Genomic DNA, 13,625 nt, shown 5'->3' with positions numbered 1-13,625 from the left:
ACGTCTCTACAAGGTTTCCAGATCGCGCACCTTTAATTTTTGGAGATGTCTAATGACTGAATTACTGAAGCAAACGTTGCTCCTTAAGGATTTACCTAATATCGCGACGTGGCAGAATGAGTTGGCTTGGCAACCATTTCGTGATGGAGTGGAAATCTACCGACTTTATGGTGACAACGAAAGTGGATCGGCTGCTGCTCTACTGCGGTATGAGCCGGGAGCAAGTGTCCCAAGGCACACGCATACTGGTTTTGAACATATTTATGTACTAACTGGATCGCAAACTGACCAGAATGGCGAACACCAAGCCGGAACTTTTGTCATTAACCCCCCTAACAGTAACCACAGTGTTGTCAGCCAAGCTGGCTGCATAGTCCTAGTAATTTGGGAAAAACCTATATCAATATGGTCTTAATATCTGCCCAACCTTATGATTATGAACTGCCCGTCTCTGGCGGTGTGGCTTTGGTTATCATAGATATGCAGCGAGATTTTTTGGAGCTTGGGGGATTTGGTGAAGCTTTAGGCAATGATGTCAGCCAACTACGGGCGATTGTACCAACGGTAAAGCAGTTGTTAGAGGTATTTCGCGACCGCCATCTCCCGATTGTTCACACTATTGAAGGTCATCAACCTGACCTTTCTGATTGTCCTTTATCTAAGCAAAAGCGGGGTCAAAGTCAACTAAAAATTGGCGATCGAGGCCCAATGGGACGAATTTTAATTTTGGGTGAACCTGGCAATTCAATTATCTCAGAATTGACACCTAAGCCTGATGAAATAGTAATTAATAAACCAGGTAAGGGCGCTTTTTATCACACTAATTTGGAATTAATACTTCGTGAAAAAGGGATTACTAACCTAATTTTTACTGGAGTTACGACTGAGGTTTGCGTTCAAACAACTATGCGTGAGGCTAACGATCGGGGGTTTGAATGTTTACTCGTTGAGGATGCTACAGCCAGCTACTTTCCGCAGTTTAAACAGAGTGCGATCGATATGATTCGCGCCCAAGGGGGTATTATTGGTTGGACTGCAAAGGCTGAAGTAGTAATACAAGCTTTGGAAAAATCGCAGCCTTAAATAAAAAAACTGTCGGCTATCCCGGATATTTGGGGTAAAAAGCAGTGGCTGATACATTTTTTCCTAACAGGCTTTCCGGCCTGTTCCACAAAGAAGAGACCTCTGGGTTTGGGGCGGCTTGTCACCCCTCCTGATGTGGAACATCTTATTATCAAACACGCGCAAAAAAGAAAAACCCGGTTTCTTTAAGAAGCCGAGTTTTTACGTATTCTATTGTTTATTTAAACTACTTAACTTCAGCAGATCGCCGACTGTTAGGTGATTCGTAGTAAACTCCAGAACCTGTATCGGAGACAAAATGACAATCCCAGTAAGAGCGAATAAAGCTCTTCCAAATTGGCTCGGTTGACTTGCGATAATAATCGCCCAACACTGGCTTGATGGCTTCCGTTGCTTCCTTCAAGTGATAGTGCGGCATGGTCGAGAAAATGTGGTGGGCTACGTGGGTGCCGATATCGTGATGGATGGAATTGATGATTCCGTAGTCGCGATCGATCGTAGACAATGCACCTTTCAAGAAAGACCAATCTTTACCGCGATACCAAGGAATATCGGCTTCTGTGTGGTGGAGGAATGTTACCAAATCCAGCCACATCACGAATACTACATAGGGAACCAAGTAGAACTTGAGTAAAAACAGCCAACCAAACTGATAGGTTAGCGCGCCTAAAAAGCCTACCATCAGTACCAAGGATGCGGAACTCGTCAACACATCCCATTTTTCGGACGGACGGAAAATCGGGCTACCGGGCATGAAGTGAGAACCTGCCCGATCGGGCGATCGCCGAAATAGATAAATTGGATAGGCAAATAACATCAAATAAAAGCGTCCCAACTTTTCGTACCAAGGCATTTGATTGTATTTGCTCTCCGATACCGGATACCAGCTTTCATCGTTATCTAAGCTGCCTGTATTTGCGTGGTGGGTTCTGTGACTAATCCGCCAACCGTGGAAGGGCACGAGAATTGGAGCGTGGGAGAGGTGTCCGATCAGGTTGTTGAGCCATTTGCTCTTAGAAAATGAACCGTGTCCGCAGTCGTGGCCCACTACAAACAATGCCCAAAACATGGTTCCCTGCATCAACCAAAAGATTGGGTAAAACAGCCAGGAATCGACGGTGTAGGCGATCGCATACAAACCTGCGATGATGCCAATATCTAAAAAGAAATAAGCCAGAGATTTCCATGCCGAGGGCTCAAAACAGTGGGCTGGAATGGCTGCCTTGATATCTTGAAGAGTAAAAGGTAACTCTGCTGTACGAGAGGATGAGCCTTGATTGCTCGCGGGATTGAGAACAGTATTTGATTGCACGAAGTTTCCGATTTAAGCTGACTTGAGAAACCGCATTCCGCCTTGTAACAGTCAATCGATTTTAGATTTTAGATTTTAGATTTTAGATTCACTCCACAGATTAATTTGGGGGCTTAACTAATATCTAAATTTTTTGGCTCTCCCTGACATGAGTCGGGGGGTTGTATCCCTCCCTATGCAGGTGAGGTAACATTCAACCTGCAAGGAGCCATATTTTTACTCTGCAAGGGTTTCTAAAGTTCTTTAGTTCGCATGAACAGCCCGTCCGCGATTCTCAAGCAAGTTGGCTTGTGGAATACTTGTGTGGGAAAAATTAGTGCGATCGACCCTGTTATCTGAAAAAATCTCATGTGCCCGTTGTTGGTGCGAAATGCGACTTCCATCTGAGAGTGGACATCTGGAGGAACTACCTCCAGTCTGCAGGTAGCATACAGCGTTTCGAGCAGCAATTGTGAACGAGAGTGTAGGAAAAAACCATCGATTTTAGATTGGCGATTTTAGATTGAAGGACAGATCTCAAATCTCAAATCTGCAATCTCCAATCTAAAATCCCAGTGTTGGGTTTCACACAAGTTCTACCCAACCGACTGTTCACTACTCTTCACAAATTCTGCAAGAACTGCTAAAGCTAAGTTAATGTAACATTTCTACACACATTCTGGCAATGACTTACCAGAAAAACTTGAAAATCCATAAATTGGGGAAAGTGACGGACGATCGCTTTCCCGCTTTTTGATTTTCTAGGTTCCAGCTTTTTCTAATATGAGCTTAGATCGTTTTACCACTTCTGGAACGTCGATCGGATAATCACCAGTGAAACAGGCCGAACAAAAACTCATCGGGTCTTCGTTAGTCGCCTTCAGCATTCCATCCCAACTCAAGAAAGCCAAAGAATCAACCCCAATTTGGGCGCCGATTTCTGCGACTGACTTAGTAGCAGCAATCAACTGATCTTGATTGTCGGTGTCGATCCCGTAGAAACAAGGATGAGTCACCGGCGGCGAAGAAATTCTCATGTGAACTGCGGTCGCGCCCGCATCCCGCAAGGCTTTGACTATTTTGCGACTGGTAGTGCCGCGCACGATCGAATCATCGATAATAATTACTCGCTTTCCTTCCAACACATCTTTGAGAGGGTTGAGTTTCATGCGAATTCCTGACTCCCGCATTGTCTGAGTCGGCTGAATAAAAGTGCGCCCGACGTAGCGGTTTTTAATCAATCCTTCGGCGTAAGGAATGCCGGAAGCTTGAGAAAAGCCGATCGCCGCCGGGATTCCAGAATCAGGAACGCCGATGACTATATCAGCCTCAGCCGGAGATTCTGCTGCCAACAAACGCCCGATCCGCAGTCGGTAGCTGTACAAACTTTCACCTTCCATTTGGCTGTCGGGTCGAGCAAAATAGATCATTTCAAAGATGCAAAGTTTGCGCTTTTGCTGCTGACTCCAGTGGAAGGAAGCCATACCTTCCTCTGTAATCCAAACTAATTCTCCCGGTTCTACGTCCCGCAAAAATTCAGCACCGATAATATCCAAACCACAAGTTTCCGAGGCTAAAACGTATCGTACCGGAGTTGTGGGTAGGATGCCAATTACCAGCGGTCGGACGCCGTGGGGGTCGCGGACTCCCATCACGCCTTTGGGCGTGGCGATGGTCAAACTAAAGGCTCCTTGGCACATAGCAAAGGCGCTGATCGCTCCTTCCAGCCAGTCTTTGCCCTTGTCTACCTCGGAACCGATCGCCACGGCGATCGCCTCTGAATCCGTCGTGCTGACAAACTCACAATTCCGAGACAGCAACTCTTCGCGCAATTCTTTGGTATTGACAAGATTCCCGTTATGTGCTAGCGCCAGACTTCCCAAACGAGTTTCGACAACCACAGGCTGAGCGTTGACCACGCGCGACGAGCCGGTAGTAGAGTAGCGAGTGTGCCCTACGGCTAAGTTACCAGGCAAGTGACCTAAACTCGATTCGTTGAAGACTTGGGAAACCAGTCCCATATCTTTGTGCAGGTGGACTTTTTCACCGTCAAAGGTAGCAATTCCTGCTGATTCCTGACCTCGGTGCTGCAGGGCATACAAACCGAAGTAGGTCAACTTGGCGACATCTTCACCCGGTGCGTAGATACCGAAAACGCCACAAGCTTCCTCGGGCTTGTCGGGTTTGCTAGAATGCTCGTCAGCCGCGAAGGAATGGTTGGGAATCATAGATGGGTGGGTTCCTAATGGGGAAGGTGGGTTAGGGGGAAAGTTTCAGCGGGAAATCTTGTTTGCGAAAGCGTCGCATAACTTAACATTCCCTTAATCTTGCCACGGATCTGTCATTATTTCCAACTCGTGTAGCATTTCAGACAGAAGCGATGCGGCGTTTAATGGCATTGTAGTATCGATCGCCGCCAAATCCTATACTAACCTTGATTAACGGCAGGCGAGGGATTCGGTGATAGAAAGAGACTGTGGGCGAATTCGCCAAGAGTGTTACCCCTCACATCTGGAATACAGCATTGGGTTTCGCTCTGACTACTTAATAGCTATATGGTTAATTAAATTTTTAGTCCAGAGCCACTATTTTTAGGGGTGAAGGGTAAAACCATTTTTAAATTCGCCCACAGTCTCTTTCAACCGCCGAGTCCGATCTACTTATTTTTCTGTTGAGTCTTCGCTTGTTCGATCGCAATTTCCCTCACTGCTTGGAAAGAGCTCAAATTCGATGAGCCCTCAATCGCCTTCACCGCCAAATCTTGAACCTGTTTCAAAGCAGAATCCAGTTGTTTCGACAAGCTAGCAATGCGCTCATCTTGATTTTGAATTGTCTGCAACATCCCTTGAATTTGCAGTTCATAATTTTGCTTTTGCCCTTCCACATCTTTAGCCAACAAATCAGCCTTAACTTTAGCTTGGTAATTACCAATATTGCGACCATTATCTTTCCCGTTCTTGATATTAGCTTCCAGTTCTTTCGGGAAAGCTTCTACCTTCGCCTTCACCTCAGCATAAAGTTTTTCCCGTTCCGAAATTGAATTTTCGCGTTCCGCCCACTGCTTCTCCTGTTCTTGCTGAAACTCTTCGATTTCTTGATACAGCCTTTTCTGGCGCTGTTGGTATTCTTCTATGTCCAGATTTCGCTGAAGATTCAAATCATAATCATACAACTCTTCATCCCGATCGCGATTTTTTTGCTCATTCTCATTACGTCCTTTAACGGCCAACTTTTGGAGTTCCTGCTCTTTTTCCCAAGCTAGCCGCAGTTCCAACAATTCCTGTTCAACAGTTTCACGCTGTTCGCTGAGTTCGCCCGCAAAAGTTTTCGCATTTTCTTCGTACAGTTGAATTAAATTGTCCAGCGTATCTTCGGCAACATCTTCTAAACTGTGCAACTCTTGCAGTTGTTGAATTTCCTCGCCCACAGTGCGCCGCAATTCTTCGACTTTAGCAGCTTCTGAAGTTAATTTTTCAGACAACTCGCTGACAGCGCCACCAAAGCTAAATTGCAGCAAAATCAAATTATCAATTGTGGACTGCATTTTTTGTTTATTTGGAATTAAAGCCATTGGTTTTGGTGCCTCCACAATAGGTTTTTCGGGGACGGCTGTTTGCTTTTGGGAAGCATTTAGCTGTTGGATTTGCAATTCTAACTGCGCTTTTTCTTGCGCTGCTTCCTTGTACGCTTCTAAAATTTCAGCCTTGGTACTTTTGTCGCTAACTCTTTTGTTCATGACTTTTCATTCCTTAATAGTTGGGAAAATTGCTGTCATTTTTTCGTAAGGTGGGCATTACACACCTTACTGGGTTTTAAGCTTTGCTGGCAAAAGCTTTCATTGCCAAATCTTGCGCTTGCTTCATCGTGGCTTGCAGTTGCGCGGAAATTTCGGCGATTTGTTCGGTTTGGCGTCCAATTGTCTGCTGTAGAGATTGGATTTTCAATTCATATCCCTGCTTGCTTCCTTCCCATTCTTTCTCCACTAAATCTGCCTTGACTTTAGCTTCGCGGGAAACTTCTTGAATTGCTTCTTCTTTGGCTTTGACATAAGCCTGTTTGAGTTCTTCTTCAAATCCGGCGGCTTTTCTTTGATTCTCTTCAAACTCCGCTTGATTGTCACTGAGGACTTTTTCCCGTTCCACCCAATTTTTTTCTTTTTCGCGGGTGGATTCTTGCAAATGCCGTTCTAGTTTACGCTTCGTTTCTTCGTATTGGTCGGTTTCGATTTTGCGATTGCGCTGTAATTCGTATTGATAATCGGCTGTTTCTTCCTGGCGCTTTTTAGTTATGAGTGCAGTCTCTTCTTGAACTGCTGCCTCAAATTCTTGCTGTTCTTTTTCCCAAACCTTGCGTTTTTGGGTCATGTCTTTTTCAAGAATTTCGCGTTGGTTAGCAGCGTTTTGTTCCAGCAGGGTCAATTTTTCTCGGTGCTCTTGAGTTAAAATGTGGAGGGCATCTGCTACAACTCTGATTTGCTGCAACTCTTGCAATTGTTCGGCTTCTATTTCGATCGCGCGTTTTAATTCGTCTAATTTTGAAGATTCGGCCTTCAGTTTTTCGGAAAGTCCGCTAATTGTGCTGCCGAAATCTAATTGCAAGTCTGCCAAGCCTTTAACGATGCTGTCTATTGTGTAGGTAGAAGCGACTTCGAGGACTTGTTTGTTTTTGGCTTTTTCGGCTGATTGTTCTTTGGTTTCGACTTTGGATTCGATCTTTTTTTTGTCGGCTAAAATCTGCTGAAAGTTTTGCAAAATTTGGGCTTTGCTATCTTTGGCAGGTGCTAGTGTCATAATGCTTTTTCTCCTGATTCTAACTTTTCGAGATTTTTGAGTGAGACGTTTTCAGTTATTGTGAGTTGCGGAGTTGGCTGAGAATGGCTCGGTATTTCCTGGCGGCATCGGGTTTTTCTTCGGGATTGCCGTTGGCTAGAGTTTTGAGAAGTTTGCAGCAGCGATCGCACCGATTTCCTTGCCCGCAGCCGCACTCATCTATTATACTTAAAAGTGTGCCTTTTAGCAATTGATTTTCGGCTAACAAAGCTCGGTAATTCCGCTGGACAGATTCGGCAACTAAAGTCATGTGTTGGAAGTCTTCGGTGAGACTTTCGATGTCGTTAACTGCGTCTGCCCGAATTTGGTCTAGCAGCTCAAGATTATCTTTCAAACGGCTTTCTTGGAGGTTGGGTTGGGTTTTTAGATTCGTTAATTTCTTCATTTCACTATGCGTTGTAACAGTTATGGTAAAGGCGCGATTTAATCGCGCCTTTACAACAGTATTAGAACAAGTCAGCAGTTGATTTGTCTTCCGCTGGCGGTAGCGACATACCGCCGTTAGAATTCAAAGCCATAGCATCGCTTTCACCGCCAGCGTGAGCAGCCATCAAGGAGGCAACTTGCTGCGCCGGCAGGTTATCTAAACACACCATAGCTTTTGTTCCTTCTAAGTCAATCATCCGCGATTGATTGCTAGGATCTGACAAAATTGCTGCCGCTTGGTCGATAACCGCCCAATCTTTCCGCTCGTTCCAAGACCATTTCAAGCTGTAGTAGTTGATCGGTTTTACTACTCCGCTGTCGTCTGGTTTCTGACCGGAATGCTTGACAAATTCGGGAACAAAAATCCCGGTTGCAGGCTCTACGCCGCGAGATTGAACTGAGGCTACCAAGCGGTTAAAATCGTTCAAACTGCGGTTTTTGATGTATGTCACCATGACAACTCCTTGCGGCAATTCGCCACTTTCTGCGACAAACCACAGTTGACCCCACAGTGTGTGGGAAGTTTGACCTAAACTGCCGAAGAATTTGGAGAATTTGAGGATTGTCATGGAACACTTGGAACCGTAGTCTGTATCGCCAATTGTCCACTGGCCGGCCTGGCAATTGTTACGTACTGCGATCGGAATTTCTGGTACTAGCAAAGCATTGCTCGGTTTGGCACCAAATACTGAAAATGTAGGTCTTTCTTGTGTTTTAGTAGTCATTGTTCGTTTTTCCTTAGTTATTTATTGCTGCTTTACGGGAAATTGGTAGTTGGTAATCCGTTAAATCTCGTACATTGCTCGTGGCAGAACTTCAATTACCTAATCAGATGTGTTTTTGCTTTTGGTTCTGGATAGGTATACTCAAGCACCGCCTCTTGTTGAGCTTTGATAATCCGCAGCGCGGCGAGCAAATGCTCTAACGTTTCTAGGTGCGCTGGGGTGAAGTGGATGCTGAAGCCTTCGCCATCCCGCGCGTAGCCGGGACAAACCAGTGAGGCTGAGCTTTGTTCTTCGTGGGTGGCGATGTATAGCCAGTCATCGTCTTCGAGCTTGTAATGCGTGTCTGTCCAGGTTCTCAGCATTTGCGATCTGCTCCTCCTTATTTGCTGCGTACAAGCGTTTTGACGCCCAGCGCTTCTCACTCCTCTACAGTTGACGACGCTATATGCAGCGTGTGAGCTAGGCTAATTTGCACCCTTAACCCTACCAGTCAGGCTTAGCGGGTTGATTAAACCGTCAACTAACCTTATGGTAGCGCGGGTTGATTTTCCAGTCAAGTATTTTGTTGAACTTTTCATCAAAACAGGCTAGAATGCTTGTCAGGAGGCAAAAAACCGTGGAACAAACATTTGGAAGACTGATCCGTCAAGCTCGCAAGGACAAAGCTTACTCACAACGTGAGCTAGCTGCTATGCTAAGTGTGGATTTTACTTATTTGTCTAAGTTGGAGAACGATCGAGCGGATTATGCGCCAAAAGAGGACGTAATCCGAGCATTAGCGCGAAATCTAGACATAAACGAAGAGGAATTGATTTTCTTGGCGGGGAGGCTGCCGCAGCAGTACGAAGCGCTGCTGAAGCAGAATCCGAAGGAAATGCAGGCTCTTTTCCGCCGGATGCAAGAAAATCCAGATTGGCTCAAACAGTCTTTTGAAGCGTAAGAGAGGCCCCTCATAGTGAGTATTTTTAAGCCGTATTGCTTCTATCCCAAAGAAACGATCGAGCGTTTGGCAAATGACATCTTGATGCAGATGCAGAAAACGCAAAATTTTGCTCCGAGATGGCCTTTTGATGCGACAACGGTTGCTGATTTTCTGGATTTGGGCGTAGTTTGGGAGTGCATTGAGCCGGATGAAGAAGGTGCGATCGCGGCGAGGATTTTGCCGCAGCAGCGGTTAATCGAAATCAACGAACAGATTCTCGAAAAACCGCCAGGGTTCATCGAATCGACGATCGCCCACGAAATCGGCCACTGGGTGCTACACGTCAATCAAGACGAAGCAGACGGCACTGTGGAACAGTTGGAATTAAACTTAGGGAATGAAGGAAAAGCAGCCCAGGATGTCGAGGAACCATTTGTTTGTCGGGGTGCGAGTGCTGATAATAAGGTTTTGTCGATCGAATGGCAAGCGCAATATTTTGCAAGCTGTTTGTTGATGCCTCGGTGTATTTTGGAGGAAAAAAGACAGGGACGCGATTTAACTAAGTGGTCGCATTTATACAAAATGAGAGATGAATTGGGGGTGAGCATTTCCAATTTAACAAACCGCTTGCAAGAATTTGATTGGATTTACATTCCCAAGGGAACGCGCGAGATTTATGCCGGGAAAGATGCGGCAAACGGGCAGCAGCGGTTGTTTGGTTAAGAGGGAACTCGAATTTGAGATTTGAGGATTGCGAGTTCTCGAATCTCAAATCTTTAAAATTAATTTCTAATTAAGTTACATTTATGCTAACCAATATTGAAATCCTGCTGGCAGCTTGTGAGGAATTAAATATCCCTTACGAAATCCTGCATCCTTCCCAAAACTTGATTAGACTCAAACAGGGCGGCGAAGAATATTATTTTGTCAATTACATGACGCCATTTAACAGCGCGTCAGTAGCAGAGATTTTTAAAGACAAAGAATATACCTATCAACTATTAAACGGCAAAATAAATACTCCCCGAACTCTCGGTTTTGTCTCGCCTCACTGCGAGGAGAAGTATAAAAAGTATTTGAGTTTCCCAGATATTGAATCAATAGTTTTAGAAGTCAACAAAAAATTCGCTTTCCCGGTGATTCTCAAAAGAAATCGCGGTGCTGGTGGCAACAATGTTTTTTTGTGTGAAAGTAGAGAGCAAATTAAAGCAGCGCTAGAAATTATATTTAACGTCAACAGCAAAGATTATGACTATGTGGCGCTAGCTCAAGAATATATCGAAATAGCCCACGAATATCGGGCTGTATTCTGCAAAGAAAAGCTAGTTTTGCTGTACGAGAAAGACAAATCTCAGGCTAAATTTGCGGGCAATTTAAGCCCGCTGCACTGGGAAGGTGCAAAAGCCAAACATATAATTAACCCCAATCTCATGTCTGAGATTGAAGATTTTGTTAAACCTGTTTTTGCCGAAATTGCGATTAATTATGCTGGGCTTGACATAGCAGTCGATAAAAACGGAGCATATTGGTTAATTGAAATTAACTCAAGTCCCAATTACGATATTTTTGTCAGAGATAACGATCGCCAAATTGTCGTAACAATGTTTAAAGGCATTCTGGATAGCTTGATTCTTAACAAAAAGCTGTAAATGCTCTATTTTAGAGATGCGTTACAATTAACTAAATCCGCGTTTCAAAAAAAGTAAAAGCAATGACATCAGAACTGTTAGAACTAGAAGGAACTTGGGAAGAAATTCTCGCCCAATCAGCCAAGTTTGCCGATCGCAGAGTTCGGATCGTCGTTCTTGCTAACGAAGACGAAGAAGCACTCCCATCTTCAGAAGAAAGCTTTCAGCAAGCATCGCTGGAAATAAAGACAGGAAAAACTAGACCTGTATCGGAACTGTGGGAAGGTATTGATGCAGTGATCGAGATGATGGAGTCTCTGCCAGAAACTTTACAGCAGCAAGTAGCAGAATACTTGAAAGAGTATATCGCAGAATTAAAAGATGAGCTTCAATGGGAAGAATCTTTCGAGAAAACGCAACCGCAACTTGTGGCTGCTGCCCAACGCGCAAAACAAGAAATTGCTAAAGGAAAGGCACAGGAAATGAGACTCAATGAGTTATGAAATCTGCCACCCTTCCTTCCTTTTGGGAAAAATACAATTCTCTTGACAGTAGAGTAAAAGAGCAAGCTAGAAAAGCTTATCGTTTCTGGCTAGAAAATCCCTTTCATCGATCTTTGCACTTCAAGTGCATCAACCAGGAAGAAAATATCTGGTCTGCGAGAATCACGCGCGGCTATCGATCAGTGGGGATTTTGCAGGGAGATACCGTGACATGGTTTTGGATTGGGAACCACGATGATTATGAACGTTTTTTCTAGTAATCAGGCCGGGGCGGGTTTTCGAGATGGTTGGTTTCAGGCAATTATTGTTAGCGAACCCGCCCCTACATCGCCTGGAATCTTGCCTGTTTCACAAGAGTTAAAAACTTACATTCTTTCCAAGACCTTAATCCCCAACAACTCCAAACCCAACTTCAAAGTTCTTGCAGTCAAATCGCACAAAATCAACCGCGAAGTCCGCAACGGTTCCTCAGCTTTCAAAACCGGACATTGCTCAAAAAATTGATTGAACTTTTGACTCAATTCAAACAAATACTGACAAATTCGATTCGGCAATAAATCGCCACCCACAGCATTTACAACTTCATTCAACTGCAATAAATGCTTTGCCAATACCAACTCGGCATCGGATTGCAAAATTACTTTCGCACCAGCATCTAAATTATCAAAATTAATCTCACCTTTGCGGCGAATTCCCTGCACGCGCACGTAAGCATACAGCATATATGGAGCGGTATTTCCTTGCAATGCGAGCATTTTGTCGTAACTAAATACATAGTTGCTGGTGCGATTTTGACTCAAATCGGCATACTTAACCGCACTCAAACCAATTGTTCGAGATACGTTAGCAATAAATTCCTCAGTTTCCTGTCTTTCCTCGGCTTTTAATCTCTCTTCTAAATCTTCGCGCGTGCGGACGATCGCCTCATCTAACAAATCCTGCAACCGCACCGTTTCCCCAGAACGAGTTTTGAGTTTTTTGCCGTCTTCTCCCAATACCAAACCGAAGGGAATGTGGACAATTTCGACATCTTCAGGAATCCAACCTGCTTTTCTGGCTACTGCAAATACTTGGGCAAAATGGTTTGCTTGTCCCGAATCAGTGACGTAAATTATGCGCTTTGCATTGTCTTTGTGGATGCGGTAGCGCACTGCTGCTAAATCTGTTGTGGCGTAGTTGTAGCCGCCGTCGGTTTTCTGCACGATTAGCGGGAGTGGTTCGCCTTCTTTGTTGGTGAAACCGTCTACAAAAACGCATTTCGCGCCGTCACTTTCTACTAGCAAACCTAAGTTGGTTAAATCTTCGACTACTGCGGGCAATAATGGATTGTAAAACGATTCGCCGCGTTCGGTTAATTTGATATCGAGCAAATCGTAGATTACTTGAAACTCGCGGCGGGATTGATCGCACAGCAATTTCCAAGCGCGGCGGGTGTCTTCGGCGCCGGCTTGCAGTTTTACTACTTCTTGGCGGGCGGTTTCTTTGAAGGTTTCATCTGTGTCAAAGCGCTGTTTTGCTTGGCGGTAAAATGCGACTAAATCGCCTAAGTCTAGGGCGTCAGCGGTTGTGAGGGCTTCGGGGTGAACTTCGCGCAAGTATGCGATCAGCATTCCGAATTGGGTGCCCCAGTCGCCGATGTGGTTGATTCTGAGTACGTCGTGGCCTTGAAATTCGAGGATGCGGGCGATCGCATCTCCGATGATTGTCGATCGCAAATGTCCGACGTGCATTTCTTTGGCTATATTCGGACTCGAAAAGTCGATCGCGATTGTCTGAGGCGTTTTCGCCGGTTCAATCCCCAAACGCGAGTCGCCGGCGATCGCACTAATTTGCGCTTCCAAATAAGCCGGTTTCAGCTTCAAATTGATAAAACCGGGCCCGGCGATTTCTGGCGTTTCGCAGATGTCAGTAATATCTAAGTGTTCGATAATTGTTGAGGCGATCGCCCGTGGGGGCTTTCCTAACTTTTTCCCCAAACTCATCGCCGCGTTGCACTGAAAGTCCCCAAAGTTGGGATTGCTGGCGGCGGCTAGCATCGGATCTGCACCTGCATAACTTTCGCCGAATGCAGCGGTGAATGCTTTTTCAAATCTTGCTTTTAACTGTTGGGCGATCGAGTTCATGTTTAATATTTTGATTGGATGTTTATTTTTAACTCTAGATTAATGACTTTTTGCCAATAATACTATTACTACTTAGGTAATTTCCCTCTGGTTCT

General features: G+C 44.9%; 15 protein-coding genes. 7 read left to right on the top strand and 8 right to left on the bottom strand.

The genetic code is table 11. From position 1 onward, the window contains the following. The first annotated feature begins 52 nt into the window (after positions 1–52). The gene (locus QUA23_RS12105; RefSeq protein WP_333076136.1) at positions 53–415 is read left to right on the top strand and encodes a cupin domain-containing protein; all 363 of its coding nucleotides are present in this window, start codon (positions 53–55) and stop codon (positions 413–415) included. Further along, complete coding sequence (locus tag QUA23_RS12100) at positions 406–1,083, top strand: cysteine hydrolase (protein WP_333076135.1); 678 nt, start codon at positions 406–408, stop codon at positions 1,081–1,083. The genes QUA23_RS12105 and QUA23_RS12100 overlap by 10 nt, the downstream gene beginning before the upstream one ends. Before the next feature lie 226 nt (positions 1,084–1,309). Here QUA23_RS12100 and QUA23_RS12095 read toward each other — a convergent pair whose 3' ends face one another. From QUA23_RS12095 to QUA23_RS12065, 7 genes are all read right to left on the bottom strand, one after another. Further along, complete coding sequence (locus QUA23_RS12095) at positions 1,310–2,395, bottom strand: DUF3474 domain-containing protein (protein ID WP_333076134.1); 1,086 nt, start codon at positions 2,393–2,395, stop codon at positions 1,310–1,312. A 740-nt stretch (positions 2,396–3,135) separates the two neighbouring features. Continuing rightward, complete coding sequence (gene purF, locus QUA23_RS12090; protein ID WP_333076133.1) at positions 3,136–4,602, bottom strand: amidophosphoribosyltransferase; 1,467 nt, start codon at positions 4,600–4,602, stop codon at positions 3,136–3,138. Between the two features lie 428 nt (positions 4,603–5,030). Next, positions 5,031–6,110 carry a hypothetical protein gene (locus QUA23_RS12085; protein WP_333076132.1) on the bottom strand — a complete coding sequence of 360 codons (1,080 nt, stop codon included), beginning with the start codon at positions 6,108–6,110 and terminating at the stop codon, positions 5,031–5,033. 76 nt (positions 6,111–6,186) lie between these two features. Continuing rightward, positions 6,187–7,164, bottom strand: coding sequence for a hypothetical protein (locus tag QUA23_RS12080; RefSeq protein WP_333076131.1), 978 nt, complete (start codon positions 7,162–7,164; stop codon positions 6,187–6,189). A 55-nt stretch (positions 7,165–7,219) separates the two neighbouring features. Further along, positions 7,220–7,588, bottom strand: coding sequence for a hypothetical protein (locus tag QUA23_RS12075; RefSeq protein WP_333076130.1), 369 nt, complete (start codon positions 7,586–7,588; stop codon positions 7,220–7,222). 61 nt (positions 7,589–7,649) lie between these two features. Then, positions 7,650–8,354 (bottom strand): hypothetical protein, encoded by a 705-nt coding sequence (locus QUA23_RS12070; RefSeq protein ID WP_333076129.1) that lies wholly within the window; start codon positions 8,352–8,354, stop codon positions 7,650–7,652. A 95-nt stretch (positions 8,355–8,449) separates the two neighbouring features. Continuing rightward, a complete protein-coding gene (locus tag QUA23_RS12065; protein ID WP_333076128.1) occupies positions 8,450–8,716 on the bottom strand; it encodes a hypothetical protein in 267 nt (88 codons plus the stop codon). 254 nt (positions 8,717–8,970) lie between these two features. On the opposite strand from QUA23_RS12065, the gene QUA23_RS12060 reads away from it, so the two are divergent. From QUA23_RS12060 to QUA23_RS31050, 5 genes are all read left to right on the top strand, one after another. After that, positions 8,971–9,294, top strand: coding sequence for a helix-turn-helix domain-containing protein (locus QUA23_RS12060; protein ID WP_172189318.1), 324 nt, complete (start codon positions 8,971–8,973; stop codon positions 9,292–9,294). A 15-nt stretch (positions 9,295–9,309) separates the two neighbouring features. Further along, on the top strand, positions 9,310–9,999 hold the full coding sequence (locus QUA23_RS12055) for an ImmA/IrrE family metallo-endopeptidase (RefSeq protein WP_333060466.1): 690 nt from the start codon (positions 9,310–9,312) through the stop codon (positions 9,997–9,999). An 83-nt stretch (positions 10,000–10,082) separates the two neighbouring features. After that, a complete protein-coding gene (locus QUA23_RS12050) occupies positions 10,083–10,925 on the top strand; it encodes a YheC/YheD family protein (RefSeq protein WP_333076127.1) in 843 nt (280 codons plus the stop codon). Positions 10,926–10,987: 62 nt separating this feature from the next. After that, positions 10,988–11,407 carry a hypothetical protein gene (locus QUA23_RS12045; RefSeq protein WP_333076126.1) on the top strand — a complete coding sequence of 140 codons (420 nt, stop codon included), beginning with the start codon at positions 10,988–10,990 and terminating at the stop codon, positions 11,405–11,407. Beyond that, complete coding sequence (locus tag QUA23_RS31050) at positions 11,404–11,664, top strand: ParE family toxin-like protein (RefSeq protein ID WP_333076125.1); 261 nt, start codon at positions 11,404–11,406, stop codon at positions 11,662–11,664. The genes QUA23_RS12045 and QUA23_RS31050 overlap by 4 nt, the downstream gene beginning before the upstream one ends. 108 nt (positions 11,665–11,772) lie before the next feature. On the opposite strand, the gene argS is transcribed toward QUA23_RS31050, so the two are convergent. Next, on the bottom strand, positions 11,773–13,530 hold the full coding sequence (argS, locus tag QUA23_RS12040) for an arginine--tRNA ligase (RefSeq protein ID WP_333076124.1): 1,758 nt from the start codon (positions 13,528–13,530) through the stop codon (positions 11,773–11,775). Between the last annotated feature and the right edge of the window lie 95 nt (positions 13,531–13,625).

Source organism: Microcoleus sp. Pol1C5, assembly GCF_036701115.1.
Classification (GTDB): Bacteria; Cyanobacteriota; Cyanobacteriia; order Cyanobacteriales; family Microcoleaceae; genus Microcoleus.
This window is presented reverse-complemented; position numbering and strand designations above follow the sequence as displayed.

What these genes read in the sequence shown, in the direction of transcription:
- QUA23_RS12105 (WP_333076136.1), top strand. Translation starts at nt 53, where the DNA reads ATGACTGAATTACTGAAGCAAACGTTGCTCCTTAAGGATTTACCTAAT.
- QUA23_RS12100 (WP_333076135.1), top strand. Translation starts at nt 406, where the DNA reads ATGGTCTTAATATCTGCCCAACCTTATGATTATGAACTGCCCGTCTCT.
- purF (WP_333076133.1), bottom strand. Translation starts at nt 4,602, where the DNA reads ATGATTCCCAACCATTCCTTCGCGGCTGACGAGCATTCTAGCAAACCC.
- QUA23_RS12085 (WP_333076132.1), bottom strand. Translation starts at nt 6,110, where the DNA reads ATGAACAAAAGAGTTAGCGACAAAAGTACCAAGGCTGAAATTTTAGAA.
- QUA23_RS12080 (WP_333076131.1), bottom strand. Translation starts at nt 7,164, where the DNA reads ATGACACTAGCACCTGCCAAAGATAGCAAAGCCCAAATTTTGCAAAAC.
- QUA23_RS12075 (WP_333076130.1), bottom strand. Translation starts at nt 7,588, where the DNA reads ATGAAGAAATTAACGAATCTAAAAACCCAACCCAACCTCCAAGAAAGC.
- QUA23_RS12070 (WP_333076129.1), bottom strand. Translation starts at nt 8,354, where the DNA reads ATGACTACTAAAACACAAGAAAGACCTACATTTTCAGTATTTGGTGCC.
- QUA23_RS12065 (WP_333076128.1), bottom strand. Translation starts at nt 8,716, where the DNA reads ATGCTGAGAACCTGGACAGACACGCATTACAAGCTCGAAGACGATGAC.
- QUA23_RS12050 (WP_333076127.1), top strand. Translation starts at nt 10,083, where the DNA reads ATGCTAACCAATATTGAAATCCTGCTGGCAGCTTGTGAGGAATTAAAT.
- QUA23_RS12045 (WP_333076126.1), top strand. Translation starts at nt 10,988, where the DNA reads ATGACATCAGAACTGTTAGAACTAGAAGGAACTTGGGAAGAAATTCTC.
- QUA23_RS31050 (WP_333076125.1), top strand. Translation starts at nt 11,404, where the DNA reads ATGAAATCTGCCACCCTTCCTTCCTTTTGGGAAAAATACAATTCTCTT.
- argS (WP_333076124.1), bottom strand. Translation starts at nt 13,530, where the DNA reads ATGAACTCGATCGCCCAACAGTTAAAAGCAAGATTTGAAAAAGCATTC.